This is a genomic window from Achromobacter sp. GW823-FHT04E03, from assembly GCF_058796095.1.
Genome location: NZ_JBXAIJ010000001.1, coordinates 817,230 through 842,361 on the forward strand (window position 1 = coordinate 817,230; position 25,132 = coordinate 842,361).

Annotated in this window: 26 protein-coding genes; 10 read left to right on the top strand and 16 right to left on the bottom strand. The window is 65.6% G+C overall.

Translation table 11 applies throughout. From position 1 onward, the window contains the following. Positions 1-516 carry an RES family NAD+ phosphorylase gene (locus AC1RHV_RS03745; protein WP_054454184.1) on the bottom strand — a complete coding sequence of 172 codons (516 nt, stop codon included), beginning with the start codon at positions 514-516 and terminating at the stop codon, positions 1-3. Continuing rightward, on the bottom strand, positions 513-980 hold the full coding sequence (parS, locus tag AC1RHV_RS03750) for a type II RES/Xre toxin-antitoxin system antitoxin (protein ID WP_054454182.1): 468 nt from the start codon (positions 978-980) through the stop codon (positions 513-515). Before parS ends, AC1RHV_RS03745 begins: the two co-directional genes overlap by 4 nt. 194 nt (positions 981-1,174) lie before the next feature. Between parS and AC1RHV_RS03755 the strand changes: the two genes are divergently transcribed. Both AC1RHV_RS03755 and AC1RHV_RS03760 read left to right on the top strand, forming a co-directional pair. Next, complete coding sequence (locus AC1RHV_RS03755) at positions 1,175-1,552, top strand: DUF423 domain-containing protein (RefSeq protein ID WP_054454180.1); 378 nt, start codon at positions 1,175-1,177, stop codon at positions 1,550-1,552. Positions 1,553-1,610: 58 nt separating this feature from the next. Then, positions 1,611-2,525, top strand: coding sequence for a DMT family transporter (locus AC1RHV_RS03760; protein ID WP_119451566.1), 915 nt, complete (start codon positions 1,611-1,613; stop codon positions 2,523-2,525). Positions 2,526-2,532: 7 nt separating this feature from the next. On the opposite strand, the gene AC1RHV_RS03765 is transcribed toward AC1RHV_RS03760, so the two are convergent. Together AC1RHV_RS03765 and AC1RHV_RS03770 are read right to left on the bottom strand one after the other, a co-directional pair. Next, positions 2,533-3,171: a glutathione S-transferase family protein gene (locus AC1RHV_RS03765; RefSeq protein ID WP_054454840.1), complete on the bottom strand. Its 639-nt coding sequence runs from the start codon at positions 3,169-3,171 to the stop codon at positions 2,533-2,535. A gap of 5 nt (positions 3,172-3,176) precedes the next feature. After that, positions 3,177-4,331, bottom strand: a complete 1,155-nt coding sequence (locus AC1RHV_RS03770) for a PQQ-dependent sugar dehydrogenase (RefSeq protein ID WP_306651358.1) — start codon at positions 4,329-4,331, stop codon at positions 3,177-3,179. An 80-nt stretch (positions 4,332-4,411) separates the two neighbouring features. On the opposite strand from AC1RHV_RS03770, the gene AC1RHV_RS03775 reads away from it, so the two are divergent. Beyond that, positions 4,412-5,023, top strand: a complete 612-nt coding sequence (locus AC1RHV_RS03775; protein WP_054454174.1) for a glutathione S-transferase family protein — start codon at positions 4,412-4,414, stop codon at positions 5,021-5,023. Positions 5,024-5,058: 35 nt separating this feature from the next. On the opposite strand, the gene AC1RHV_RS03780 is transcribed toward AC1RHV_RS03775, so the two are convergent. Beyond that, a complete protein-coding gene (locus AC1RHV_RS03780; protein ID WP_192327963.1) occupies positions 5,059-6,024 on the bottom strand; it encodes a LysR family transcriptional regulator in 966 nt (321 codons plus the stop codon). Between the two features lie 133 nt (positions 6,025-6,157). On the opposite strand from AC1RHV_RS03780, the gene AC1RHV_RS03785 reads away from it, so the two are divergent. Genes AC1RHV_RS03785 through cuyB form a run of 3 tightly spaced genes read left to right on the top strand, consistent with a single transcriptional unit; the run spans position 6,158 to position 9,337 of the window. Continuing rightward, entirely contained in the window at positions 6,158-7,135 is a 978-nt protein-coding gene (locus AC1RHV_RS03785; protein WP_054454171.1) for a Bug family tripartite tricarboxylate transporter substrate binding protein, read from the top strand. Next, entirely contained in the window at positions 7,135-8,601 is a 1,467-nt protein-coding gene (locus AC1RHV_RS03790) for an N-acyl-D-amino-acid deacylase family protein (protein WP_192352165.1), read from the top strand. The genes AC1RHV_RS03785 and AC1RHV_RS03790 overlap by 1 nt, the downstream gene beginning before the upstream one ends. Position 8,602: 1 nt before the next feature. Next, entirely contained in the window at positions 8,603-9,337 is a 735-nt protein-coding gene (cuyB, locus tag AC1RHV_RS03795; RefSeq protein ID WP_119451571.1) for a cysteate racemase, read from the top strand. 87 nt (positions 9,338-9,424) lie between these two features. Here the strand turns inward: cuyB and AC1RHV_RS03800 are convergent, their stop codons facing one another. From AC1RHV_RS03800 to proC, 7 genes are all read right to left on the bottom strand, one after another. Continuing rightward, positions 9,425-10,126 carry an ABC transporter ATP-binding protein gene (locus AC1RHV_RS03800; RefSeq protein ID WP_054454165.1) on the bottom strand — a complete coding sequence of 234 codons (702 nt, stop codon included), beginning with the start codon at positions 10,124-10,126 and terminating at the stop codon, positions 9,425-9,427. Then, positions 10,126-10,893 carry a high-affinity branched-chain amino acid ABC transporter ATP-binding protein LivG gene (livG, locus tag AC1RHV_RS03805; protein ID WP_013393946.1) on the bottom strand — a complete coding sequence of 256 codons (768 nt, stop codon included), beginning with the start codon at positions 10,891-10,893 and terminating at the stop codon, positions 10,126-10,128. Before livG ends, AC1RHV_RS03800 begins: the two co-directional genes overlap by 1 nt. Next, the gene (locus tag AC1RHV_RS03810; protein WP_054454162.1) at positions 10,890-12,125 is read right to left on the bottom strand and encodes a high-affinity branched-chain amino acid ABC transporter permease LivM; all 1,236 of its coding nucleotides are present in this window, start codon (positions 12,123-12,125) and stop codon (positions 10,890-10,892) included. Before AC1RHV_RS03810 ends, livG begins: the two co-directional genes overlap by 4 nt. Then, positions 12,125-13,051, bottom strand: coding sequence for a high-affinity branched-chain amino acid ABC transporter permease LivH (gene livH, locus AC1RHV_RS03815; protein ID WP_054454161.1), 927 nt, complete (start codon positions 13,049-13,051; stop codon positions 12,125-12,127). The genes AC1RHV_RS03810 and livH overlap by 1 nt, the downstream gene beginning before the upstream one ends. A gap of 189 nt (positions 13,052-13,240) precedes the next feature. After that, positions 13,241-14,356, bottom strand: coding sequence for a high-affinity branched-chain amino acid ABC transporter substrate-binding protein (locus AC1RHV_RS03820; RefSeq protein ID WP_054454159.1), 1,116 nt, complete (start codon positions 14,354-14,356; stop codon positions 13,241-13,243). Positions 14,357-14,787: 431 nt separating this feature from the next. Next, positions 14,788-15,357, bottom strand: a complete 570-nt coding sequence (locus AC1RHV_RS03825; protein WP_370127624.1) for a queuosine precursor transporter — start codon at positions 15,355-15,357, stop codon at positions 14,788-14,790. Beyond that, positions 15,354-16,187, bottom strand: a complete 834-nt coding sequence (gene proC, locus AC1RHV_RS03830) for a pyrroline-5-carboxylate reductase (RefSeq protein WP_054454155.1) — start codon at positions 16,185-16,187, stop codon at positions 15,354-15,356. The genes AC1RHV_RS03825 and proC overlap by 4 nt, the downstream gene beginning before the upstream one ends. 193 nt (positions 16,188-16,380) lie before the next feature. Between proC and ugpB the strand changes: the two genes are divergently transcribed. The 4 genes from ugpB to AC1RHV_RS03850 all read left to right on the top strand — a co-directional run bounded on the left by ugpB (position 16,381) and on the right by AC1RHV_RS03850 (position 20,786). Beyond that, positions 16,381-17,694: a sn-glycerol-3-phosphate ABC transporter substrate-binding protein UgpB gene (gene ugpB, locus AC1RHV_RS03835; protein WP_054454152.1), complete on the top strand. Its 1,314-nt coding sequence runs from the start codon at positions 16,381-16,383 to the stop codon at positions 17,692-17,694. Between the two features lie 198 nt (positions 17,695-17,892). Next, positions 17,893-18,774, top strand: a complete 882-nt coding sequence (gene ugpA / locus AC1RHV_RS03840; RefSeq protein ID WP_054454150.1) for a sn-glycerol-3-phosphate ABC transporter permease UgpA — start codon at positions 17,893-17,895, stop codon at positions 18,772-18,774. Between the two features lie 21 nt (positions 18,775-18,795). Beyond that, positions 18,796-19,647 (top strand): sn-glycerol-3-phosphate ABC transporter permease UgpE, encoded by an 852-nt coding sequence (gene ugpE / locus AC1RHV_RS03845; protein ID WP_013393954.1) that lies wholly within the window; start codon positions 18,796-18,798, stop codon positions 19,645-19,647. Between the two features lie 50 nt (positions 19,648-19,697). Further along, on the top strand, positions 19,698-20,786 hold the full coding sequence (locus tag AC1RHV_RS03850; protein ID WP_054454148.1) for a sn-glycerol-3-phosphate import ATP-binding protein UgpC: 1,089 nt from the start codon (positions 19,698-19,700) through the stop codon (positions 20,784-20,786). 82 nt (positions 20,787-20,868) lie between these two features. On the opposite strand, the gene AC1RHV_RS03855 is transcribed toward AC1RHV_RS03850, so the two are convergent. The 4 genes from AC1RHV_RS03855 to AC1RHV_RS03870 form a co-directional block, all read right to left on the bottom strand. Further along, positions 20,869-21,756: a MipA/OmpV family protein gene (locus AC1RHV_RS03855; protein ID WP_192327972.1), complete on the bottom strand. Its 888-nt coding sequence runs from the start codon at positions 21,754-21,756 to the stop codon at positions 20,869-20,871. Between the two features lie 60 nt (positions 21,757-21,816). Next, positions 21,817-22,911, bottom strand: a complete 1,095-nt coding sequence (locus AC1RHV_RS03860; RefSeq protein ID WP_175160462.1) for a serine hydrolase domain-containing protein — start codon at positions 22,909-22,911, stop codon at positions 21,817-21,819. 149 nt (positions 22,912-23,060) lie between these two features. Next, positions 23,061-24,353, bottom strand: coding sequence for an ATP-binding protein (locus AC1RHV_RS03865; protein ID WP_492299758.1), 1,293 nt, complete (start codon positions 24,351-24,353; stop codon positions 23,061-23,063). Further along, positions 24,346-25,047, bottom strand: coding sequence for a response regulator (locus AC1RHV_RS03870; protein WP_082400978.1), 702 nt, complete (start codon positions 25,045-25,047; stop codon positions 24,346-24,348). The genes AC1RHV_RS03865 and AC1RHV_RS03870 overlap by 8 nt, the downstream gene beginning before the upstream one ends. Positions 25,048-25,132 lie beyond the last annotated feature (85 nt).

Sequence of the window (25,132 nt, forward strand, 5' to 3'; positions counted from 1 at the left end):
CTAGACGGGGCGCAGGCGCGGATCGTAGATGAAGCGTTCGCGCCGCACCACTACGATGTGCTCGGCGTCGGGGTGCGCCGGATTGATCAGGAAATTGCAGTCCGGCACGCCCCGGTAAGGCACGATGGCGCTGGGCAGTTCAAGCAGCGCCGACACGCCGGACTGCACCCAGTTGTCGCCCACCGCCTGCGACGCTTCCGCGAAGGGCACGGCATCCCAGAACGGGTAGTCCTCGTGCAACTGCGTCAGGCTCAGCGCCTGGCGGGCTTCGTGTACGGCGCGCGGCACCGCCAGTTCGATCAGATAGCGGTTGGCCTGTTCGGACGCACGGGCCGCAAAATGCACCACCGTTTCCAGCGCCGCCAGCGCCACGCTGGCCGAGGCATAGACCACCGCCGTGCCCGGGCTGTTGTAGCGCCCGCCCACGGCCGCGGCGCCCGCCCCGCTCAGGTCGTCGGCGCGGTATTTGCCTGCGGTAGTCCCGATACGCCAGATCGAAACGCTGTCGTCCGTCATGCGTAGACGCCCGCCGCGGCGCGCGCCAGCGTGTCCTCGACAATGCGGCTGCTGGCGTCGGAGGTCAGCAGCGACAGCGGCTTGACGTTGCCCAGGGCGGGCACTGGCGTGTTCAGCCAGGCGACGGCTTCTTCGTCGCTGCCCAGAACCTGGCGCGCCACCCGCGCCACCCGCGCGACGCGGGCCAGGCGGTCGGATTCGCCCAGCGGCAGCATCAGGCCTTCGCGGCTCCAGCGCGACAGCGAGGCCGCCTTGACCTCGGTGATGGCCATGATTTCCGACTTGGGCACTTGCAGGTAGTCGGCCGCGTCGTCGACCATCTGCGCAGGCAGGCCGCGGCGCACGTCGCGCGCCATGTCGACCAGGGGGCTGTCGACCAGGCTGCGGAACAACTGCTTGGCGCGCGCCGCCGCATGGCGGGACGGACGCTTGGCGGGGCTTTTTTCGAGGGCGGCTACGCTCATGGCCTGACTCCTGCAAGTCTGGGCGCCACGACTGCGGACGCACCAGAAATTCCAAATTGAATTCATGATATCCCATTTGGAAAGACTGTCACAAGATCCGTCCCCAACAATGCCATGCCTCCGGATAGGCGCGGGATTTGGGCATATCATAGGCGGCTGTAACACGATTGATCAGACACTTATAAGGACTGGCGATGACGGACCGGCAGCTGACGATACTTGCGGCGTTGAATCTCATGGTGGCGGTGGGCGCGGGGGCCTTTGGCGCGCACGGCCTCAAGCGCATGCTGACGCCGGAACTGCTGTCCGTCTGGCAGACCGGCGTGCTGTACCACCTGATCCATGCGCTGGGCCTGTTCGTCGTCGCGCTGCTGGGCGCCCGCTACGGTTCGTCCCTGCTTTCCGCGGCCGGCGTGGTGATGTTCGTCGGCATCGTGCTGTTCAGCGGCAGCTTGTATGTGCTGTCGCTGACAGGCACGCATTGGCTGGGCGCCGTTACCCCCTTCGGCGGCGTCGCCTTCCTGGCGTCTTGGGGCATGGTCGCCCTGGCGGCCTATCGCGCCCAAGGCTGAATCCTCCCCCCTTCCTTTCCATTCGGGCGGCCCGAACCGCCGCCCTCCCAGGCTGTAGATGTCCACCTCTTCCGTACTTCCCGCCGCCCAGGCCCAATCCGCCGCAGCAGGCATCGCCTGCGTGGTGGGCGGCATTTTCTTCCTGACCTTGAGCGACGCCAACGCCAAATGGCTCGGCGCCAACTACAACCCGCTGCAGATCCTGTTCCTGCGGGCGCTCATCGCCCTGCCTTTCGTCGCCACGCTGGCGCTGTGGCTGGGCGGACGGCGAGTATTGCGCACCGCGCACCCTGGCCTGCACCTGACGCGCGGCGCCATCAACGTCGTGTCGGCCTATTGCTTTTATCTGGGCCTGCGCACGCTGCCGCTGGCCGAAGCCACCGCCATCGCCTTCGCCGCGCCGCTGTTCGTGACGGCGCTATCGGTACTGGTCCTGAAAGAACGCGTGGACGGCAAGCGCTGGCTGGCCGTGCTGGCCGGGTTCGCCGGCGTGCTGATCGTGGTGCGGCCCGGGGCCGCAACGTTCCAGGCGGCCACCCTGCTTCCGCTGGTCACCGCCTTGCTTTATGGGGTGATGATGATCACGGCGCGCGGCATCAACCGCAACGAAGGCATGCTGACGACCACGCTCTACATCGTGCTGGGCCAGTTGGTCTGTAGCGCGGTCGCCCTGCCCTTGGTCTGGGAGCAGCCCGCGATGGAGGATCTGCCCTACTTCGGCGCCGTCGCCCTGTTCAGCACCCTGGGCCTGGCGTTGATCACCCAGGGATTCCGCATCGGTCCCGCCTCGGTGGTTGCGCCCTTCGACTATACCGGGCTGATCTGGGCCACCATCCTGGGCTGGGTCTTCTGGCATGAGACCCCGGACGCCTATGCCTATCTGGGCGCGCTCTTCATCGCCGGCAGCGGCGTCTACATCGCCCTGCGTGAAGCACGGGCCAAGTCCAGGACCCGCAAGCCAACCAAGGCTTGACGCCCGGCTACTCCGTAGGCGGCGGAAAATGCCGTTGCAGCACGCGCGCCACATTGGGCTCCTGCGCCGCCTCGCGCGCCACAGCGGTCAGCGCCGGGCACTCGGACGCGAACCACGCCGGCCCGGGACGCCAATGCGTCATCACCGTGACGTACAGATCCAGCGCAGAAAAGCGCCGGCCCAGCATGTGCGGGGCGCCAGCCTGGCGTTCCAGCTCCTGCCAGATATCCGTCCGCCGCGTATGCACGCGCTGCCTCAGCAGCTCGGCCGCGGGGCCTGCGGTGGTCCATTGCGGCGGGTCGTCGCCATAGGTGAACGTGGGATAGATCGCCGCCACCAGCCGGATCAGCAGATTCAGAAACCGGGCCCGCTCAGGCTTGTCGGGCGCGGGCGCCAGGCCAGCCTGGGGCGCCACATCGTTCAGATGCAGGATCATGGCCGCGCTCTCGGTCATGATCTCGCCGTCCGGCAGGACCAGGGTAGGCACCTGCCCCAACGGGTTCAGTTGCAGCAGCCTGTCGCGCTCGGCGCCGGGCTTGAGGTACGGCAGGTCCGTCAAGGTGTGCGGCACGTTGGCCAGTACCAGCGCCATCTCGACGATGGCGGACCCGCAGCCGGCGGACCCGATCAGCTCATACGGTTTCATGGCATTCACTCTCCCTGTTCGGCCGGCGCCAGGCGCAGCAACTCGCCTGGCGAGGCGTCCGTCAACACATACACATAACCGTCCGGCCCTTGCCGCACGTCGCGTATCCGCTGCTTGCGGTCCGTCAGCAGCCACTCCTGGGCCACCACGCGGTCGCCGTCCAAGGTCAGGCGGATGAGATTCTGGTTGGCCAGTGCGCCGATGAACACGGAATTGCGCCAGGCGGGGAACCGGTCCGCATTGTAGAAAGCCATGCCGCTGATGGCCGGCGACTTCGGCCACCAGTAGAGCGGCGGCTCCATGCCGGGCAGCTCCGCTCCCTTGGCTTCGGGGATGGGCTGGCCCGAGTAGTTGATGCCGTGGGTGGCCAGCGGCCAGCCGTAGTTCTTGCCGCGCTGGACCAGGTTGATTTCGTCGCCGCCGCGCGGTCCGTGCTCGTTTTCCCAGAGCTGGCCGCTCCAGGGGTTGAGCGCCATGCCCTGGGGATTGCGATGCCCGTAGGACCAGATCTCGGGCCGCGCGCCGGCCTGGCCGACGAAGGGATTGTCGGTCGGCACCGACCCGTCGGCCTTCAGCCGCACCACCTTGCCCTGCAGCTTGTCCAGATCCTGCGCGGTGGGCCGCTGGTTGTTCTCGCCCAGCGAGATGTACAGATAGCCCTTGCCGTCGAACACCAGGCGCGATCCGTAGTGCAGGCCCGACGACAGCTTCGGTTGCTGCCGGAACAGCACGCGGAAATCCTCCAGCGCCGAACCATCGGCGGACAGCTTGCCGCGGCCCACGGCGGTGCCGCTCTTCGAACCATCGGCCTCGGCATAGGACAGATAGACATACCGGTCCTGCGCGAAGTCGGGCGACAGCGCCACGTCCAGCAGGCCGCCCTGGCCCTGCGCCGCGACCTTGGGCACGCCGGCCAGCGGCTTGGACAAGCCGCCCGGGATGCGCAGCAGCCTGAGGTTGCCGGGACGCTCGGTAATGAGCACGCCGCCCTCGGGCAGAAAGGCCATGGCCCAGGGATGATTGAGTCCGCCCACCACGGCCGTGACGCGGGCCGGGACCGATGCGGGTTCGGGCCCCGGCTGCGCGGACGCGGGCAGCGCCAGGCACAAAGAGAACGACAGGAACAGCGCGCGCGTGATCGCGGCGGGACGTGACGGCATGGGCATCTCCGGCAACGGGTGGCGTACCATATCGGCCAGGAACGGAGATCCCCGTCCTTGCTCTCAGGAGACCCCATCTGATGAAACTGTACTACATGCCCGGCGCGTGCTCGCTCGCTTCCCATATCGTTCTGGAATGGATCGGCAAACCCTACGAAACGCACAAGCTGAGCCGCGACGAACTCAAGGGCCCGGAGTTCCTGAAGGTCAACCCGCTGGGCGCCGTGCCCGCCCTGGCGCACGACGGCTGGACCGTCACGCAGAACGCGGCGATCCTCGAGTACCTGGCTGAACACGCGCCTGAACTGCAGTTGCTGGGCGACGGTTCGCCGCGCTCGCGCGCCGAAGTGCGCCGCTGGCTCGGCTTCATCAACTCGGACATCCACAAGACTTTCTCGATGATCTTCGGTGCGTCGCGTTTCGTCGGCGACGAAGGCGCACAGAAGGAGCTGGCCGGCTCGGCTTCCGCGCTGCTGACCAAGCTCTTCGCGCAGCTGAACGCACAGCTCGCCGGCAAGTCCTACCTGACGGGCGACAAGCCCTCCATCGCCGACGCCTACCTGTACGTGGTGCTGCGCTGGGCGCACGCCAAGGAAGTGAACCTGTCGGGCCTGGACAATCTGGCCGCGTTCTTCAAGCGCATGGAAGCCGACAAGGGCGTGCAGGCCGCGCTCAAGGCCGAAGGCCTGTAAGGTCCGGCCGGGCTTGCCCCCTCCGGCGCAAGCCCTCAGCTGGAAGCGCCGGGCGCCAATTCGCGCGGCTCCCCCTCTTCCAGCGTTTTCTTCACCGCCGCCAGAAAGCGCCGCGCCAGCAAGGGCGGCGCGCTCAGATTCGAATGCGTGGCCCAGATATCCACGCTGGCCGGCGGCGATATCGGGCGCAAGACCATGTGCGCGGCCTGGTCCGGCGTCACGCACCAGGCATCGACAAGCGCCGGCCCCAATCCCTGCTGCACGAAAGAACAGGCGGTCACGGGCGAATGCACTTCCACCGCCGCCGCGCAAGCGGGCCCTTCGCCGAAGAAGGGCTTGAGCGCGCGCGCCAGCGGCGTATCGCGCGGATAGCCGATCCAGGCCGCCGTGGAGAAATCCTCCGGCCGCATCACCTCGCGCGCCGCCAGCGGATGCCCGGCAGGCAGCGCGCAGACGATGGGCACCCGCGCCAGGCGCACGGACCGCAAATTGGGATGATCAGGGGGCTGCATGGAAACGCCTATGTCCGCCTGGCCCGATAGAAAATACGCAGCCAGCTCATCGAAGGTCACGCTGCGGTAATCGACGCGCGCGTCCGCATTGCGGCCGCGGAAGCGATCCAGCGCCATCGGAATGAGGCGCTGCCCGAAACTGGCGCTCGCGACGATCTTCAGCATGCCCGCGCCCGACTGGCCCAGGCTGGCAGCCAGGTCGTTCACGCGCTGGATGCCGCCATAGACCTGCTCCACTTCCGCGTACAGCCGCCGCGCCTCGGCCGTCGGCGAGAGCCGGCTCTTCACGCGCTCGAACAGCTTGTAGCCCAACCGGCTCTCGGTCAGCGCCAGCACGCGGCTGACCGCGGGTTGCGATACGTGCAGCATGCGGCCCGCGCCGCTGATCGATCCGGCCATCATGATGGCGCGGAACACCTCGATCTGGCGCAGGTTCAAAGGCCGTCCGGCAGTGGGTCCGACCTCGTCCGCATAGGCATGCTCATCCATTTTTTCCCCTGGCAAATCAGCGCCAAACCGATAACGCCCGATTATAGGTTTTCGACATTTTTCGATGAGGGCGCGCAGAGACGCGGGGTGTAACCTGCCCGCCTCAACACCACAAAACCAAGGGGAATCCACCATGCGTAGCAAACTCTTCCGCGGCCTGTCCGCGTTGGCGCTCGGCGCCGCCATGTCGGCCGCCGCCACCGCCGGCGCGTATCCCGACAAGCCCATCACCTTCGTGGTGCCGTCGGCCGCCGGCGGTTCGCCCGACGTGCTGTCGCGCCTGATCACGACCCAGCTGGCGCGCGACACCGGCGCCACGGTGGTGGTCGAGAACCGCCCCGGCGCCGCCGGCAACATCGGCATCGCCCTGGTCAAGCGCGCCGCGCCCGACGGCTACACGGTCGGCTACGGCAACATCAACACGCTGGCCGTGAACCGTTCGCTGTTCAAGCGCCTGCCCTACGACGTGGACGCGGACCTGACGCCCGTAGCCCATCTGTTCGACCTGTACAACGCGCTTATCGTGCCGGCCGACTCCCCCGTCAAGAGCGTGCAGGACCTGATCGACCGCGCCCGCAAGGAACCCGGCCGCCTGTCCTATGGCGCCTCGGGCGTGGGCACGACCGGCCACATGGGCGGCGAACTCTTCAAGAGCATGGCCAAGATCAACGTCATGTTCATCCCCTACAACGGCGGTCCCGCCGCCATCCAGGACCTGCTGGGCGGCCGCCTGGACTACCTGTTCGTCAACACCTCGGAAGCGACCCCGCTGGTCAAGAGCGGCAAGGTCCGCGCCATCGGCGTAAGCAGCCTGAAACGCCTGGCGCTGATGCCCGACGTGCCCACGCTGGACGAAGCCGGCCTGAAGGGCTACGAAACCGTGGCCTGGGGCGGCGTGGTCGCACCCAAGGGCACCCCGCCGGAAGTGGTCGCCACGTTGAACGCCGCCATCCAGAAGGCGCTGCAGGCGCCTGAAGTCCGCACCGGCCTGGCCACGCTGGGCGCCGAACCGGCCAGCGGCTCGCCCGCCGACTTCAAGCAGCTGATCGACCGCGAAACCGCCAAATGGCAACAGATCATCGACGGCGCCGGCATCGAGAAACTCGACTGATGAGCGCGCGCATGCTGCAAGCAGACTTCATCGTGGCGGGCGCCACGCTCGTCGACGGCACCGGCGGCCCTGCCCGCCAGGGCGACCTGGCCGTGCATGACGGCCGCATCGCCGCGGTGGGCGAATTCGCCCGCCCGGCCGGCGTGCCCGTCATCGACGCCAGCGGCCTGACACTGGCGCCCGGCTTCATCGACTCCCATACCCACGACGACGGCTACCTGCTGGCGCACCCGGACATGCTGCCCAAGGTCTCGCAGGGCATCACCACCGTGGTCACCGGCAATTGCGGCATCAGCCTGGCCCCGTTGGATGGCACTGCCATCCCGCAGCCGCTGGACCTGCTGGGTCCGGCCGAACTGTTCCGTTTCAGCACCTTCCGCGCCTGGATGGACGCACTGCGCGCCACGCCCGCCGCCGTCAACGTGGCGCCGCTGGTCGGCCACACCACGCTGCGCGTGGCGGTCATGGACGACACCTCGCGTGCCGCCGACGCGGACGAACGCGCCGCCATGCGCGCGCTGCTGCAAGAGGCACTGGACGCGGGCGCCTTCGGCGTTTCCACCGGCACCTTCTATCCGCCGGCCAGCGCGGCACCCACCGACGAGATCATCGAGGTCTGCGCGCCGTTGCGCGGCCGTCCCGGCGTCTACGCCACGCATCTGCGCGACGAGGCCGACCAGATCGTTGCGGCCATGGAAGAAGCGCTGCTGATCGGCCGCGAACTCGACTGCCGCGTGGTGTTCTCGCACCACAAGCTGGCCGGCGAGCGCAACCACGGCCGCAGCCGCGAAACCCTGGACCTGATCAACCGCGCCGCCGCCACCCAGGCGGTGTGCCTGGATTGCCATCCCTACCCCGCCACCTCCACCATGTTGCGGCTGGACCGCGCGCGCCTGGCCAGCCGCACCATGATCACCTGGTCCAAGGGCTACCCCGAAGCCACCGGCCGAGACTTCAGCGAAGTCATGGCCGAACTGGGCCTGGACGACGAAGCCGCCATCGCACGGCTCGCGCCCGCCGGCGCCATCTATTTCCTGATGGATCCGGCCGACGTCGGCCGCATCTTCTCGCATCCACTGACCATGGTGGGCTCGGACGGCCTGCCCTTCGATCCGCATCCGCACCCCCGCCAATGGGGCACCTTCACCAACGTGCTGCGCGCCATGGTGCGTGAACAGCGCCTGCTGACGCTGGAAACCGCCATCCACAAAATGACCGGCCTCGCCGCGGACCAATACGGCATCGCCGAGCGCGGCCTGTTGCGGGAGGGGTATCATGCTGATCTGGTGCTGTTCGATCCCGCCACCGTGACAGATGTGGCCACTTTTTCAGCTCCCATTCAGGCAAGCCAGGGCATCCAAGCGGTTTGGGTCAACGGCAGGCAGGTCTGGGACGGGGAACGGACCAGCGCCGAACGCCCGGGCCAGGTCTTGACGCCCGGGACGGCATTAGCTCGGAGTAAATAACGTGAACAGCTATTCCCAGGGTTGTTACCTGGGTGTATTGGGCGGCATGGGCCCCATGGCGGGCGCCGCCTTTGCCCTGCGCCTGGCGGCATTGACGCCCGCCGCGATCGACCAGCAGCACATCCCTACGCTGCTGCGCAACGACCCCCGCATTCCCGACCGGTCCAGCGCCTACATGGCGGGCGGCGAAAATCCTCTGCCCTACATGCAGGAAGGCGTGCGCTTTCTGCAGAACGCCGGCGCGCAGCTCATCGCCATCCCGTGCAACACGGCCCACCTCTGGTACGACCAGATCGCTGCGTCCACCGACCTGCCCGTGCTGCACATCATCCAGGCCGTCATCGACGACCTGCGGCGTCTGGGCTTGCCCACCGGCCGCATCGGCCTGATGGGCACCGCCGCCACGCTGAAGCTGGGCCTGTATCAGCAGCATCTGGAAGCGCAAGGCTATGAGTGCATCGTGCCCGACGACGACGAAGTCGAACGCTATTGCATGGGCTCGATCCGCGCGGTCAAGGCCAATCGCCTGGAAGACGCCTACGCGCCAGCCGCCGAATGCATCGCCCGCCTCAAGGCGCGCGGCGCGGACGCCGTGGTGCTGGGCTGCACCGAACTGCCCCTCGCAGTGCCGCACGCGCTGCGCCCAAGCCTGGGCGTGACGCTGACCGACTCCATCGACGCGCTGGCGCGAGCCGCGATCGCGCATTACCAGGCCGAACAGCTGCTGGCGGCCTGAGCCCGCTGCCCCTTCCCCGCGCCAAACAGGCGAAAAAAAAGGCGCATTTTCCAATGCGCCCCAATTTCCCTTCGCGGGGAACAGCAATCAACCGCCCAGATACGCCTTGCGCACCTGGTCGTTGACCAGCAGGTTGGCGCCGGTGTCCTGCAACACCACGCGCCCGTTTTCCAGCACATAGCCGCGGTCGGCCACGCCCAGCGCCTTGTTGGCGTTCTGTTCGACCAGAAACACCGTCACGCCCTGTTCGCGGATCTCGCGGATGATGTCGAAAATCTGGGCGATCACCAGCGGGGCCAGGCCCAGCGTCGGTTCGTCCAGCAGCAACAGGCGCGGACGCGTCATCAGCGCGCGGCCGATGGCCAGCATCTGCTGCTCGCCGCCCGACATCAGGCCAGCGCGTTGGCTGGCGCGTTCTTTCAAGCGCGGAAACAGCCCGTACACGTGGTCGATGCCCGCCTGGATCTCATCGCGCTTGGCGAAGAAGCCGCCCATCATCAGGTTCTCGGCAACGGTCAGGTCCTTGAAGACCCGCCGCCCTTCCGGCGAAATGGCGATGCCATTGCGCATGATGTGGTGCGTGTCCTTGTGGGTGATGTCCTCGCCCTCGAACGTGATCGTGCCTTCGCGTGCCCGCGGGTTGCCGCAGACGGTCATCAGCAGCGTCGTCTTGCCCGCGCCGTTGGCGCCGATCAGCGTGACGATCTCGCCCTTGTTGACCTCCACCGACACCCCGTTCAACGCCTGGATGGCGCCGTAGTAGGTATGAATGTTATCCAGCTTAAGCATTACTCTTCCCCCAGGTACGCCTTGATGACGCGCTCGTCGTTGCGCACCTGCTCGGGGGTGCCGGTAGTGATGGGCTTGCCGTGCTCCATGACCAGGATGCGGTCGGAAATGCCCATGATCAGGCTCATGTCGTGCTCGATCAGCAGCACCGCGACGCCGAATTCGCGCCGCAACTGGTCGATCAGCGACTGCAGATCGCGCTTTTCCTGAGGGTTCAGGCCCGCCGCCGGTTCGTCCAGCATCAGCAGACGCGGCTTGGTGATCATGCAGCGCGCGATCTCCAGGCGGCGCTGGTGGCCGTAGGCCAGGTTGCCCGCCTCGCGGTTGGCGAACTCGCGCAAGCCCATGAAATCCAGCCATTGCGCGGCGCGCGCCAGCGCGTCGGTCTCGGACTGGCGATAGGACTTGAGCTTGAGCAGGCCCGGCAAAAGCCGCGACTCCACCTGGGTGTGCTGCGCGACCAGCAGGTTCTCCAGCACGGTCAGCTGCTTGAACAGGCGCACGTTCTGGAACGTGCGCACCAGCCCATGGCGCGCCACCTTGTGGCTGGGCAGACCGGTGATGGCCTTGCCGTCCATGGTGATGTCGCCCGCCGTCGGCGCATAGAAACCGCCCACGCAGTTGAACACCGTGGTCTTGCCTGCCCCGTTGGGGCCGATGATGGCGAACACCTCGTCGGATTTGACTTCGAACGCCACGCTGTCCACGGCCAACAGGCCGCCGAACCGCATGGTGAGCCCGGATACTTTCAGCAATGCCTCGCTCATTTAGCCAACTCCACATGGGGACGCTTCATGGGCAACAACCCCTGCGGACGCCACATCATCATCAATACCATCACCAGGCCGAACATCAGCATCCGGTACTCGGCGAATTCGCGCGCCACTTCCGGCAGCACCGTCAGCAGCACGGCCGCCAGGATCACGCCCACCTGCGAGCCCATGCCGCCCAGCACCACGATGGCCAGGATCAGCGCCGATTCGATGAAGGTGAAGGACTCCGGATTCACCATGCCCTGGCGCGCCGCGAAGAACGCGCCGCCAAAACCGGCGAACATGGCGCCCAGCGTGAACGCCGACAGCTTGATCCGCGTGGGATTCAGCCCCAGCGAACGGCAGGCGATCTCGTCCTCGCGCAGCGCTTCCCATGCGCGTCCAACCGGCATGCGGATCAGCCGGGTGGAGACGAACAGCGTCACCAGCGCCAGCAGCAGCGCCATGAGGTACAGGTACACCACCATGTCCTGGTTCTGGAAATTCCAGCCCATGAATTCATGGAAAGTGGTGCCGCCTTCGGTGCTGGCGCGACGCGTCATTTCCAGGCCGAACACCGTCGGCTTGGGAATGCCCGAGATGCCGTCCGGACCGCCGGTCAGCGTGTTCAGGTTGATCAGCAAGAGGCGGATCATTTCACCAAAGCCCAGCGTCACGATGGCGAGGTAGTCGCCGCGCAACCGCAATACCGGAAAGCCCAGGATGAAACCGAACAGCGCGGCCATGGCGCCCGAGAACGGCAGCGCTTCCCAGAAGCTCCAGCCGCCCCAGTGGTACAGCAAGGCGTAGGTATAGGCGCCGACGGCGTAAAAGCCCACGAAGCCCAGGTCCAGCAGGCCGGCAAAACCCACCACGATGTTCAGGCCCAGGCCCAGCATCACGTAGATCAGCACCAGCGTGGCGATGTCCACCGAGCTGCGCCCGGCGAAGAACGGCCAGATGACCGCGATGGCCAACAGCAGAATGGCGAGCGGCTTGTGGCTCTTGGCCGGCGCGGCCGGCAAGGTCGGCAGGCCCGTCTTCAGCTTCTGGAACGGCTTGGCGATCCAGGGGCGCAGCAACTGGAACACGAACACGATGGCGGCGGCAATCGCCACCAGCGACCAGTTCGATTCCATCGTGGTGCGGGCGCCCTGCCGGATCAGCTGCAGGCCGAAGACGGGGGTGACGATGACAGCCGTCAGCACGGCCGCCATCGTGGCGTTTTTCAGATTGTTGTTCGACATCAGACTTTTTCCACCTCAGGTTTGCCCAACAGCCCGGTGGGACGGAACAGCAGGATCAGGATCAGCAGCGAGAACGCCACGATGTCCTTGTACTGTGAGGAGATGTAGGCAGCCGCGAAGGTCTCGGCCAGCCCGAGCAGCACGCCGCCCAGCATGGCGCCGGGGATGCTGCCGATGCCGCCCAGCACCGCCGCGGTAAAGGCCTTGATGCCGGCAAGAAAGCCGATGAAGGGGTTGAGCTTGCCGATGGTGATGGCGATCAGCACGCCGCCCACCGCTGCCAGGATCGCGCCCATCACGAAGGTGAACGAGATCACGCGGTTGGTGTCGATGCCCAGCAGGTTCGCCATGTGCATGTCCTGCGAGCAGGCGCGCGAGGCGCGGCCCATGCGGGAATACTTGATGAACAGCGTCAGCCCGATCATCAGCACCACCGTGACCACGATGATCATGATGCGCGAATACGGCACGGTGACGTCGAAGTCGGAGCCCATGTGGAACTGCACGGCGCCGGACACCAGCGATGGCACGGCCATGTCGCGCGCGCCCTGGCCCAGGGCCACCCAGTTCTGCAGGAAGATCGACATGCCGATGGCCGAGATCAGCGCCACCAGACGGGGGCTGCCGCGCACGGGCCGGTAGGCGACGCGCTCGACGCTGAAACCGTAGATGCCCGTGACCACGATGGCCACAACCAGCATGGCCGCGATGATGAACGGTATCGGCAAGCCGCTATTGGTGCCGATGGCCGTCAGGGTGACCAGGCCGACATAGGCGCCGATCATGTAGATTTCGCCGTGAGCGAAGTTGATCATACCGATGATGCCGTAGACCATTGTGTAGCCGATGGCAATCAACGCATAGATCGCGCCCAGAGACAATCCGTTGAAGAATTGCTGGGTAAGTTGGGGTATGAGGTCAGACATTATTTCTCTTGCTCCAAATGGTTCCGGCCCCGGTGGAGAGACCCGGAGCCGGAAACCTGGGCGTATTTTATAAGGGCCTGGCATCTGCGCCCGCCGGCCGCACAGCGCTTTTGGCGCTTCGCTACGCGGATTACGGCAGAACGAGGACGACAGGCCCTACACGCCGGCGACGCCGGCGGGATCGCGAGTTTACAGCTGGGTCTTCTTGCCGTCCTTATCCCATTTGTAGACGGCGAACTCGAAGTTCTTCAGGTCGCCCTTGGCGTCGTACTCGACCGGGCCGATGCCGGTGGAGAACTTGGTCTTGTGCATGTAGTCAGCCACCTTGGCGGGGTCTTCGCCCACCGCGTTGATGCTGTCGGCCAGGATCTGCACGGCGGCGTACGCCGGCATCTGGAAGGCGCCGTCCGGATCGCGCTTGGCGTCCTTGAAGGCCTTCACGATGCTCTCGTTGCCGGGCAGCTTGGTGAAGTCGGCCGGCAGCGTGACCAGCAGGCCGTCGATGGCCGGGCCGGCGATCGCCACCAGATCCTGGTTGGCGGTGCCTTCCGGACCCATGAACTGGACCTTCAGGCCCTGTTCACGCGACTGGCGCAGCAACAGACCCAGTTCGGGGTGGTAGCCGCCGAAATAGACCAGATCCACGCCAGCCGACTTGAGCTTGGTGATGATGGCCGAGTAGTCGCTGTCGCCGACGTTGATGCCTTCGAACATGGCGACGTTCACGCCTTCCTTGCCCAGCGAATCGCGGACCTGGGTGGCCACGCCCGAACCGTAGGTCTGCTTGTCATGCAGCACGGCGACCTTCTTGGGCTTCAGGGTCTTGGCGATGTAGTTGGCGGCGTACGGGCCTTGCTGGTCGTCGCGGCCGATGGTGCGGAAGAAGAAATGCGGCTTGATCGTGTCGGTGACCAGCGGCGAGGTCGCGCCCGGGGTGATGCCGACGATGCCCTCTTCCTCGTAGACCTTCACGGCGGCCACGGTCACGCCCGAGCACGCATGGGCCACGGCGAACTTGGCGCCGGAATTGACCACGCGGTTGGCGGCCGGCACGGCCTGCTTGGGTTCGCAGCCGTCGTCGATGAGGATGGGTTCGAGCTTCTTGCCCTTGACGCCGCCCTTGGCGTTGATGGTCTCGATCGCGGTCAATGCGCCGGCCTGGATCTGGTCGCCGTATTGCGTATTGGGGCCGGTCATGGGCTGGGGAATGCCGATCTTGATCGTGTCGGCGGCGTGCGCGGCGCCAGCCAAGGCAAGTGCCCCAAGCGCCATGGCTACCGGGGTAAGGCGATTCAGAAACTTCATGCGGAGTTCTCCAGCGAGGTTTTGAGCGGCTCTGTCCGACGCGGTTTATCGGTTGGGTAATCCGTTAATCCTCGTCGCCCGTCGCCGGCTTCTTGGGCAAAAACACGGTGTGGCCGGTATTCTGAAAGCAAGCCGTCATACTGTCACTGCGTGTAATCCCCAATATTTAGGCGCGCGCCTTTAATCGTGACGGATAGCCGGGGCAAACCTCTGAAATCGTTGGAGAATCCGCAAGAAAATCGTATTTATCATCTGGCGCGCCACGCGAAATTGTGCATCGAGATATATATCGCGGGCGATTAATACGCCGTTTAAAGACGCATTTAAATACAGTGCTTACGCAGGACTTACGAATAATAATTAACGTGCGTAGTTATTCATTGAATTCAAGCGCGGGGCGGCCCGAAAACCGCAGGCGCCCCGCCGCCTGGTCAGGCATTGGCCGGCTTGGCCAGATTCCACATCAGCGCGCGGAACGGCGCCAGCATGCTGATATTGACCGCGAGCTTGATCGCCAGGTCGCCCATCATCCATGTCATCCAGGGCGCGCCGGTGGCCGCGAATGCAACGCTGAAGAACACGGCCGTATCCAGGATGGCGCCGAGCACGCCCGACACCAGGGGCGCGCGCCACCAGCGCTGGTCGCGCAATCGGTCGAACACCTGAATGTCCACCAGTTGCGCGCAGATATAGGCCAGACCCGAAGCCAGCGCGATGCGCGGCGAGGCCACCCATACCGACACCACCAGGGCGGCGGCAAAGCCGAACCAGACCACCCTGCGCGCGGCCGCCGGGCCGAACCGGCGGTTCAGCACGTCCGTGACCAGGAAGGCGACCGGATAGGACAACCCGCCCCAGGTCAACCAATCGTTCAGCGGCACCTGCACCAGGATGTTCGAGCCGACCACCACCACCAGCATGCACAGCACGGCAATGGCGAACTGCGGCCGGCTCATGAGCGCAAAGCGCCGGGAGCCTGTGCCCCCGTCCGTGGCTGTCATTTGCCGAACTCCTCCGCCAGCTCGCGCGAGCGTCGGGCGGCGGCCGCCATGGCGTCTTCGACGATGGCGGCAAACCCGGCCGCGCCGAACGCATTGAGCGCCGCCGCCGTGGTGCCGCCCTTGGAGGTGACACGTTCACGCAGGGTGGCCAGCGGTTCAGAGGACTCGGCGGCAAGGCGCGTCGCCCCGGCCAGCGTGCCCAATGCCAGTTGCTTGGCCTGTTCTGCCGTCAGGCCGACCTTCTGGCCGCCCGCCACCAGCGCTTCCAGAAACAGGAATACATAAGCCGGGCCGCTGCCCGACAAGGCCGTCACGCCATCAAGCGCGGCGTCATCGGCGACCCACACCACTTCACCCACGCTGGACAGCAATCGCGCCGCCAGGTCGCGGTCGGCAGCGTCCACCCCGTCCAGCGCCGCCAGGCCGGTAATGCCGGCGCCCACCAGGGCCGGCGTATTCGGCATGCAGCGCACCAGGCGCTTGAACGGCGCCTCGGGCGTACCGAGCCAGGCCGCCAGCGTATCGGCGCGGATACCGGCCGCCACGCTTACCACCAAAGTGTCTTCGCGCAACCATTGACGCGTGGAAGCCACAACGTCCTTCATGTTCTGTGGCTTGACAGCGAACACCCAGACGCGGCACCGCGCCAGGGCCTCGCCCGGAGCCGTCGCGGTGGTCATGCCGCGGGCCTGCCAGGCAGCATGCGAATCCTGGTTTATGTCAATGACATGTATGTTGCCGGCGGCGCATACTTTGCCGGCCAGGCCCGAGGCCAGGGCAGCGGCCATATTGCCGCCGCCGATGAACGCAATCGAAAGTTCGTTTTTCATAGGAGCCGATTGTAAACGGGAGTTCTCGTTGGGAAAAAAAAGAAAAATGTTCGTTCGCGCCTAAAACGCGCAATTTGACAGGCGTTTGGAGTGATGTGAAAGTCACGGTTTTGTCACAAACAATTCATAAGGTGTCGTGTTTTCTGCGCCCGGACAACCCGGTCGCGTCACGCCCAACTGGAGGAACCTCTCTATGCGATCCCACCGTATTGCCTTAACCTTTGCCGCCATCATGACGGCTTTTGCAGGCGCCTCCGCGCATGCCGCCACCGAGATCCAATTCTGGCACTCGATGGAAGGCGCGCTGGGCGATCGCGTGAACGGCCTGGTCGACGAATTCAACAAAAAGAACCCCGACTACCAAGTCAAGGCAGTCTACAAGGGCAACTACGGTGAATCCATGAACGCCGGCATCGCCGCGTTCCGCGCCGGCAACGCCCCGGACATCCTCCAGGTGTTCGAAGTCGGCACCGCCACCATGATGTACGCCAAGGGCGCCATCAAGCCGGTGCAGCAGATGTCGGAAGAAGTCGGCAACCCGATCGATCCGAAGGAATTCATCGGCGCCGTGGCCGGCTACTACTCGTCGGCCGACGGCAAGCTGGTGTCGATGCCCTTCAACAGCTCGACCGTGGTGTTCTACTACAACAAGGACGCCTTCAAGAAGGCCGGCCTGGACGCCGACAAGCCGCCCAAGACCTGGGAAGAGCTGGCCGCCGCCGGCCAGAAGCTGAAGGCCGCAGGTCAGGAATGCGGCTACACCACCTCCTGGCCGTCGTGGGTCCAGCTGGAAACGTTCTCGGCCTGGCATAACGTGCCGTACGCCACCAAGGACAACGGTTTCGGCGGCCTGGACGCCCGCATCGCCATCAACACCCCGCTGCACGTGCGCCACCTGGAAAACCTGGCCAAGCTGGGCAAGGAAGGCATCTTCATGTACGGCGGCCGCGGCGACGAGCCGAACTCGCTGTTCATCAGCGGCAAGTGCGCCATGATCACCGGTTCGTCCGGCCTGCGCGCCAACATCGCCAAGAACGCCAAGTTCGAATTCGGCACCTCGACCCTGCCCTACTACGCCGACGTGCAAGGCGCGCCGCAGAACACCATCATCGGCGGCGCTTCGCTGTGGGTCTTCGCCAACAAGAAGCCGGAAACCTACAAGGGCGTGACCGCGTTCTTCAAGTTCCTGGCCAGCCCGGAAATCGCCGCCCGCTGGCACCAGCAGACCGGCTACGTGCCCGTCACCAAGGCTGCCTACGAGCTGACCAAGAAGGACGGCTTCTACGACAAGAACCCGGGCACCGAAGTCGGCGTCAAGCAGCTGAACGTCGAAACCACCGCGCAATCGCGCGGCCTGCGCCTGGGCTTCCTGCCGCAGATCCGTGAAATCGAAGACGCCGAAATCGAACGCGTCGTTTCGGGCAAGGTCAGCGCCAAGGACGGCGCCGACAACATCGTCAAGCGCGGCAACGAGCTGCTGGAAAAGTTCGAGAAGAGTGTAAAGTAACGCCCTTCCGCGATACCGGCCCGGTCCTGTCAATCGGTATTTTCCATGCCGTGACAAGGACTTGGGCTGTTTTGCGCCAGGCAGTACAAGGCTTAAGGCCCTGCGGTTTTTAGGGCTTTAAGCCTCTCGTATTTTACGAAGGCGGTTTCAGGCGGCGGTTACTCCAACCACCGCTTTTCTGTACCTTGGGTTCCCCCTATGGAAAAACGCGTTGTATTCGGGCACAAGACCTTGCCCTATCTGCTGCTCCTGCCGCAGATCATCATTACCGTGGTCTTCTTCTTCCTGCCGGCCGGCCAGGCCATGTGGCAATCGCTGCGGCTGGAAGATGCATTCGGACTGTCCTCCGAGTTCGTCGGACTGGACAACTTCATGGACCTGTTTTCGCAACAGGCCTACCTGGATTCCTTCCGCGTCACCGCCGTATTCTCGATCCTCGTGGCAGTGGTCGGTTTGGGCGTGTCCTTGCTGCTGGCCGTCATGGCAGATCGCGTCATCCGCGGCGCCGGCCTCTACAAGACGCTGCTGATCTGGCCCTACGCCGTGGCGCCCGCCGTGGTCGGCGTGCTGTGGCTGTTCCTGTTTTCGCCTTCCGTCGGCATCCTGGCCGTGGCCCTGCGCCATGCCGGCGTCGACTGGAACCCGCGCCTGGACGGCAACCAGGCCATGACCCTGGTGCTGATCGCCGCCGTGTGGAAGCAGGTGTCGTACAACTTCCTGTTCTTCCTGGCCGGCCTGCAATCGATTCCGCGCTCGCTCATCGAAGCCGCCGCGATCGACGGCGCAAGCCCGTCGCGCCGCTTCTGGAGCATCGTGTTCCCGTTGCTCTCGCCCACCACGTTCTTCCTGCTGGTGGTCAACATCATCTACGCCTTCTTCGACACCTTTGCCGTGGTGGACACGACCACGCAGGGCGGTCCGGGCACGTCGACCTCCATCCTGGTCTACAAGGTGTACAGCGACGGCTTCCGCGGCCTGGACCTCGGTTCGTCCGCGGCGCAGTCGGTGGTGCTGATGTTCATTGTGATTGCCTTGACGGTCGTGCAGTTCCGCTACGTCGACCGCAAAGTGCAGTATTGATTTTGTCCGAGGCTATAAACAATGGTTGAACGCCGTCCCTGGCTGGATATTCTGGCCCACGTCATTCTGCTCTGCGGCGTGGCGATGGTGGCATTTCCGCTCTACGTCACTTTCGTCGCGTCCACCCAGACCGCGCAGGAAGTGGCGTCCGCGCCGATGTCCCTCATCCCCGGCAAGCATTTCGTCGACAACTACATGCAGGCGCTGTTCGGCGGCTCTTCCGGCGGTTCGTCGGGCGCGCCCGTGGGCCGCATGATGTACGTCAGCCTGATCATGGCGCTGGCGATTTCCATCGGCAAGATCGCCATCTCGCTGCTGTCGGCTTTCGCGGTGGTGTATTTCCGCTTCCCCGGCCGCATGTTCTTCTTCTGGATGATCTTCGTCACCCTGATGTTGCCGGTCGAAGTCCGTATCGCGCCCACCTACAAGGTGGTGGCCGACCTCGGCCTGCTCAACAGCTACGCCGGGTTGACCTTGCCGCTGATCGCCTCGGCAACCGCCACCTTCCTGTTCCGCCAGTTCTTCCTGACGGTGCCGGACGAGCTGATCGAGGCCGCGCGCATCGACGGCGCGGGTCCGGTGCGCTTCTTCCGCGACGTGCTGCTGCCCTTGTCCAAGACCAGCATCGCCGCGCTGTTCGTGATCCAGTTCATCTACGGCTGGAACCAATACCTGTGGCCGCTGCTCGTGACCACGCAGGAAGACATGTACCCCGTCGTCATCGGCATCAAGCGGATGATCAGCGGCGGCGACAGCGTGACCGAATGGAACATCACCATGGCCACCGCCATGCTTGCGATGATCCCGCCCGCGCTGGTCGTCATCCTGATGCAGAAATGGTTCGTCAAGGGTCTGGTCGACACTGAAAAGTGACGGTCACCCGCCCTCGCCCACCCGAACACGACTCCGAACACGAATAACTCATGGCTACTCTCAGCTTTCGCAACGTCAAGAAAACCTATGCCGGCAATGTGCCGGTCATCCATGGCATCGACATGGACGTCAAGGACGGTGAATTCATCGTCATCGTCGGCCCCTCGGGCTGCGGCAAATCCACGCTGATGCGCATGGTCGCCGGCCTGGAAACCGTCACCGGCGGCGAAATCGTCATCGACGACAAGGTCGTAAACAACCTGGAACCCGCCGAGCGCGACATCGCGATGGTGTTCCAGAACTACGCGCTCTACCCGCACATGACCGTGTTCGAGAACATGGCCTACGGCTTGAAGATCCGCAAGTTCTCCAAGGACGAGATCAAGAAGCGCGTGGACGCGGCCGCGCAGATCCTGGAACTCGGTCACCTGCTGGACCGCCGCCCGCGCGCCCTGTCCGGCGGCCAGCGCCAGCGCGTGGCCATGGGCCGCGCCATCGTGCGCGAACCCAAGGTGTTCCTGTTCGACGAACCGCTGTCGAACCTGGACGCCAAGCTGCGCGTGGCGATGCGCCTGGAAATCATGAAGCTGCATCGCCGCCTGGGCACCACCAGCCTGTACGTGACCCACGACCAGGTCGAGGCCATGACGCTGGCCCACCGCATGATCGTCATGTACCAGGGCGTGCCCGAGCAGATCGGCACGCCGATGGAAGTGTTCGAAAAGCCCGCCTCGACCTTCGTCGCCGGCTTCATCGGTTCGCCGCCGATGAACCTGATGGAAGTCAACGTCGCGGGCGACGGCACGGTGCAGACGCTGGACGGCATCGCGCTGGACATCTCGCCGCTGCAGGTGCCCTCGCAAGTGCGCGGCCGCAAGATCATCATGGGCATGCGTCCCGAGCACATGCTGCTGAACACCCAGGGCGTGCCGGCCGAAGTCGAAATGGTCGAAACGCTGGGTTCCGAACAGCTGGTCCACAGCCGCTGCGGCAAGAACATGCTGGTCGTACGTTGCACCACGCGCCAGCTGTCCGAGTCGTCGGCCAAGGTCGGCGACCGCGTCAGCCTGGGCCCGGACGGCCGCCATCCGCTGCACTGGTTCGAGGCCGACAGCGGCCGCCGCGTGCAAGGCCTGTAAAGCCATCGCTGGACGGAAGCGGCGGCTGCGCCCGCCCGCTTCCGTCTCACCCGCTCCCGGCCGGGAACGGGCTTCCCCCCGATCAATACGTGTACGTCATCATGGTGCCGATGGTGTACTGCGCACGATCCCGCACGATGGGACTGTCCGCCGCGTCGCCGTACAGGCGCCGCGCTTCCGCCGACGTGGTCCACGACCAGGACTTGGAGAGCGGCACGGCCCAGGTCGCGCCCAGGCCCACGCTTTCCAGACCGCCCTTGGGCGTGTACTTGCGATAGCCGGACTTTGCCGACTGGTTGCCGCTGACGCCATACCAGGTGCGCATGTAATTGCCGTCGCCGAAAGTGCCGGACAGCGCCAGCGAAATCGCCCCGGCGCTACCCTCGTACACGGTGGTGCTGGCTCCCAGGTTGAACATGGTGTAAGCGCTGCCTACGTCGCGGTTGTCGCCCTTCTTGAATGCATGCGCCACCGTTGCCGACAGGGTCACTGGGCCTATCGTCGTTTCAGCGTCCATGCCGATCTGCGCGCGGCTTTCGATGTCGCCCATGCCGCGCAGCTTGTCCGATCCCTGGAACCCCTTCTTGTGGTCCTTGCGCGAAGCGCTGGGCGCAAGATAAAAGCGGAACGTGCTGTCCAGGGCCTGGGTTTCCCAGCCCAGGCCGTGGTCGGTGCTGAGGAAGAAGCCACCGGGGCTGCGCACGCCCAGGCCGATGATCGGCACGGCGGAATACTCGTCGCTGCCGCTGTAGCGCGGCGCGTAGCCCGCGCCCAGCGTGCCGTAGAACAGCCATTCGTCGGCCGGCCCCTCCCCCGTCGCCACCGTCAACCCGCGCGAGCTGGCCCCGCGCTGGCCGTAGACGGAACTGTTCGCAGCGTCATCGGCCAGGGACAGTCCCGGGACTAAAGCCAGCAGGCAAGCAGCGCCGGCGCCGAGCGTAAACAGGGTGGAACGGATTTTTCGCTTCATAACAGCTTCCAAGAAACGAGGTTGAGGGGGGTAAAACCGTGGAGCCGGGAACGGCCCCATCTATTGGGTGATTGCGCCCTGCTTGGCCTGGCGCATCAGCGCCATCGCCATCGTCGACACCGAGGCCACCAAGGACTCGCTGGTGTCGGAATTGCTCATGACCAGCACCGCCAGCTTGTCGCGCGGCGCCAGCACCAGACGCGAATGGAAGGCTTCAGTGGCGCCGCTATGCAGGCGCAATGGCGTGCCGGCGATATCGTCGCCACAGGGCGCAGCCAGCCAGGACAAGGCCAGGCGGCATTCCAGCGCCAACCCGCCTTCCACCGTTTCCATGTCGAGCACGGCGCGGGCCGAGTCGGCATTCAGCACGCGTCGGCCTTGGTAAAGACCGTCGGCAAAAAGCATGCTGGAGAAGCGCGCCATCTCCGAAGTGCTGAGCCAAAGGCCGTCGGCCGCTTCGTTGGGCTGAGGCGCTTCGGTCCAGGGCGCGCCGCGACGGTAGCCCGAGGCGCGCAGTTCGAGCATGCGCGGATCGGGATGGAACCCGGCGCGCGGCATGTTCAGCGGCTGCAGGATGGTGCGGCGCACGTAGGTGTCGAACGGTTCGCTCGCCACATGCGCAACCATGTCCCCCAGCAGGGCGTAGGCCATGTCAGCGCGCGCGCGTCCCATGGTGTCTTCCAACGATCCTGGGTGCACGGCCAGCAGATTGCGGGCGGTGAAGGGATGCGTGCCCAGCCATTGCATGGCGCCTCGGCGCGGCTGGATGTCCCAATCGGGCAGCGCCTGCGAGGCCGGCTGGTCCAGCGCCAGACGCCCGTCATCGGCGGCGCGCAGCACGCCCGCGGCCGTGACGATCTTGGTGATGGTCCCTACGCGGTACAGCGTGTCGCTGGTGGCGCTGCGGTGGCGCAGCGGGTCCGCGTAGCCGAAGCCCGTGCTCCACACCACGCGCTGGTCGTCGACGATTGCGATCGACAGGCCCGGCACGTCGGAAGCGTCCATGTCATAGGGGATGCGCTGGGCCAGGTAACCCACCACCGCCTTGTAGTCGCCCTGGGCGATCGGCGGCGGCGCGTCGGGAGGAACGCCCTGGCAACCGCCCGCGGCGACCAGCAACATACCTACGGCAACCAGGCGGCTGAGGGAAAACATGGCTTGCGGCAAGACCTCTGAAGAGAACTGCCGTCATGCTATCCAGGCGCCTGCCCGCGATCTTTCCCGCTTTGTATGGAGTTTGTGAAGATTGCGGCGGCGGATTGTGAAGTTTGTTTACGTTGTGCCGCGCCGCACCCCGCCAGGCTTCAGGCGGTCTTCCAGGTAACCACGAAACGCGCGCCGCCCAAGGGGCTGTCGCTTGCCTGCACGGTCCCGTTGTGCCAGCGAGCCACCCGGCTCACGATGGCCAGGCCCAACCCCACCCCACCCGTCCCGCGGTCGCGGCTTTCGTCCAGGCGGATGAAAGGTTCGAAGATCCGCTCGCGGTCGGCAGGCGGGATGCCGGGGCCGTCGTCGTCCACGATCAGCACGTACTCGCGCGCGCCCGGGCTGATCAAGCTGACCTGGACCTGCCGGCCGGCATGCCGGATGGCGTTCTGCAGCAGGTTGAGCAAGGCGCGCGTCATGTAGCGCTGGTGCAAGTGCACCTCGGGCACCTGGCACAGTGCCACTTCGCAGCGCACGCCCGACACGCCGGCCTCGAAGCCGGCATGCTGCACCACCGAATCCAGCCAGCCGCGCGCGTCCTGCGGCTGCAGCGCCACGCCGTCGCCCTTGTGTTCCAGGCGCGCGTACATCAGCAATTCCGAGGCCATGGCGTCCAGTTCGGCCACGTCGCTCTTCATTTCCTCGACCAGGCGCTTGCGTGCGGCCGGGTCGTCCTCGCGGTCCATCATGTCCAGTTCGAACGACAGGCGCGCGATCGGCGTGCGCAGCTCGTGCGACACGGCATTGGTCAGGTCGCGCTGGTTGCCCACCAGCGCGCTGATGCGGTCTGACATCTGGTTGAAGGTGTCGCCCAGGTTGCGGATGCTGGAATGGCGCGACAGGCGCGCCCGGGCTTGCAGGTCGCCCTGGCCCATGCGCAGGGCGGCGGTCTTCAGGGCCTCCAGGTCGCGCCAGATGGGCAGCGCCCACACCAGCATGAAGGCGCACAGCAACAGGCCCAGGGCGGAATACACCGCGGCCATCAGCCAGGGGCCGATGTCCGGCTCGGGCGGCAGCTTGACCTCCAGCCATTGCCTGCCCGGACCGGGAATCGCCGCCACAAAGGTCTGCTGCTTGTCGCGCACGAAGAAGCTGCCGGACTCCACCATGGCGCGCTCGTCCTTGGTGGCGCCGTAGCTTTCGGCGTCGACCACCTTGAGCGCCAGGCCGTAGTACGGCGCCAGCGCGTCGCGCACGTGCGCTTCGCGCTCGGATGGCGGCACGCGGCTCAGTTCCTGCACCAGGCTGTGGATCTGGCCCCGCACCGCTTCGCGCGCGTAGGCGTCGCTGACGGGTTCGAAGAAGTAGTTGGCGGATCGGTCCACGACTTCGTTGGAAATGACGAAGCCCACCGCCAGCACCACGAACAGCCGCAGGACAAACTTAAGCATCACCGCCCTCGTGCGCCTTGGGCGAGAACAGATAGCCCTTGCCCCACACGGTCTTGATGCGCGCCGGATCGCGCGGGTCGTCATCCAGCTTGCGCCGCAGCTTGCTGACGCAGACGTCGACGCTGCGGTCCAGTCCGTTGAATTCGATGCCGCGCACCGCATTGAGCAAGTCGTCGCGGGTCAGCACCTGGCCGGCCTGGCTGGCCAGCGCCCAGAGCATCTCGAACTCCATTGTGGTCAGGTCCACTTCGGAACCGGCATGCACCACGGCGCGCGTACGCCGGTCTATGACCAGCGGACCGAACTCCAGGCGCTCCGGCGGCTCGTCCAGCTGGCTGTGCCGGCGCAGCAGCGCCCGCACCCGCGCCAGCAGCACGCGCGGCTCCACGGGCTTGATGACGTAGTCGTCCGCGCCCGACTCCAGGCCCAGGATCTGGTCCAGGTCGTCCTCGCGGGCCGTCAGCATAAGGATGGGGGCTGATGAAAACGCGCGCAGATCACGGCAGACCTGCAGGCCGTCACGGCCGGGCAGCATCAGGTCCAGGATGGTAATGGCCGGGTCATGCCTGCGGAATGCCTCCACCGCGTGATCGCCGCGGTAGGCCTGGGCAACATGGAAACCGTGCTGCTCCAGGAACTGCGCGATCAGGCGCGATAGTTTCGGATCGTCTTCGACTAACAAGGCCTTGGTCATGGTGTCCAGACAGAAAAAGTGAGGTCGATGGCGCCGCATTCTACGCAAATGCGGCGGGCGCGCGTTCGACCGGAACGCGCCGAGC

Coding starts and splice junctions, on each gene's coding strand:
- AC1RHV_RS03770 (WP_306651358.1), bottom strand. CDS start 4,331: ATGCCGTCACGTCCCGCCGCGATCACGCGCGCGCTGTTCCTGTCGTTC.
- ugpB (WP_054454152.1), top strand. CDS start 16,381: ATGCGATCCCACCGTATTGCCTTAACCTTTGCCGCCATCATGACGGCT.
- parS (WP_054454182.1), bottom strand. CDS start 980: ATGAGCGTAGCCGCCCTCGAAAAAAGCCCCGCCAAGCGTCCGTCCCGC.
- proC (WP_054454155.1), bottom strand. CDS start 16,187: ATGAAAAACGAACTTTCGATTGCGTTCATCGGCGGCGGCAATATGGCC.
- AC1RHV_RS03865 (WP_492299758.1), bottom strand. CDS start 24,353: ATGCTTAAGTTTGTCCTGCGGCTGTTCGTGGTGCTGGCGGTGGGCTTC.
- AC1RHV_RS03820 (WP_054454159.1), bottom strand. CDS start 14,356: ATGAAGTTTCTGAATCGCCTTACCCCGGTAGCCATGGCGCTTGGGGCA.
- AC1RHV_RS03785 (WP_054454171.1), top strand. CDS start 6,158: ATGCGTAGCAAACTCTTCCGCGGCCTGTCCGCGTTGGCGCTCGGCGCC.
- ugpA (WP_054454150.1), top strand. CDS start 17,893: ATGGAAAAACGCGTTGTATTCGGGCACAAGACCTTGCCCTATCTGCTG.
- AC1RHV_RS03760 (WP_119451566.1), top strand. CDS start 1,611: ATGTCCACCTCTTCCGTACTTCCCGCCGCCCAGGCCCAATCCGCCGCA.
- AC1RHV_RS03765 (WP_054454840.1), bottom strand. CDS start 3,171: ATGAAACCGTATGAGCTGATCGGGTCCGCCGGCTGCGGGTCCGCCATC.
- AC1RHV_RS03775 (WP_054454174.1), top strand. CDS start 4,412: ATGAAACTGTACTACATGCCCGGCGCGTGCTCGCTCGCTTCCCATATC.
- AC1RHV_RS03860 (WP_175160462.1), bottom strand. CDS start 22,911: ATGTTTTCCCTCAGCCGCCTGGTTGCCGTAGGTATGTTGCTGGTCGCC.
- AC1RHV_RS03855 (WP_192327972.1), bottom strand. CDS start 21,756: ATGAAGCGAAAAATCCGTTCCACCCTGTTTACGCTCGGCGCCGGCGCT.
- AC1RHV_RS03755 (WP_054454180.1), top strand. CDS start 1,175: ATGACGGACCGGCAGCTGACGATACTTGCGGCGTTGAATCTCATGGTG.
- AC1RHV_RS03825 (WP_370127624.1), bottom strand. CDS start 15,357: ATGACAGCCACGGACGGGGGCACAGGCTCCCGGCGCTTTGCGCTCATG.
- AC1RHV_RS03790 (WP_192352165.1), top strand. CDS start 7,135: ATGAGCGCGCGCATGCTGCAAGCAGACTTCATCGTGGCGGGCGCCACG.
- AC1RHV_RS03810 (WP_054454162.1), bottom strand. CDS start 12,125: ATGTCGAACAACAATCTGAAAAACGCCACGATGGCGGCCGTGCTGACG.
- ugpE (WP_013393954.1), top strand. CDS start 18,796: ATGGTTGAACGCCGTCCCTGGCTGGATATTCTGGCCCACGTCATTCTG.
- AC1RHV_RS03800 (WP_054454165.1), bottom strand. CDS start 10,126: ATGCTTAAGCTGGATAACATTCATACCTACTACGGCGCCATCCAGGCG.
- livG (WP_013393946.1), bottom strand. CDS start 10,893: ATGAGCGAGGCATTGCTGAAAGTATCCGGGCTCACCATGCGGTTCGGC.
- livH (WP_054454161.1), bottom strand. CDS start 13,051: ATGTCTGACCTCATACCCCAACTTACCCAGCAATTCTTCAACGGATTG.
- AC1RHV_RS03780 (WP_192327963.1), bottom strand. CDS start 6,024: ATGGATGAGCATGCCTATGCGGACGAGGTCGGACCCACTGCCGGACGG.
- AC1RHV_RS03745 (WP_054454184.1), bottom strand. CDS start 516: ATGACGGACGACAGCGTTTCGATCTGGCGTATCGGGACTACCGCAGGC.
- AC1RHV_RS03850 (WP_054454148.1), top strand. CDS start 19,698: ATGGCTACTCTCAGCTTTCGCAACGTCAAGAAAACCTATGCCGGCAAT.
- AC1RHV_RS03870 (WP_082400978.1), bottom strand. CDS start 25,047: ATGACCAAGGCCTTGTTAGTCGAAGACGATCCGAAACTATCGCGCCTG.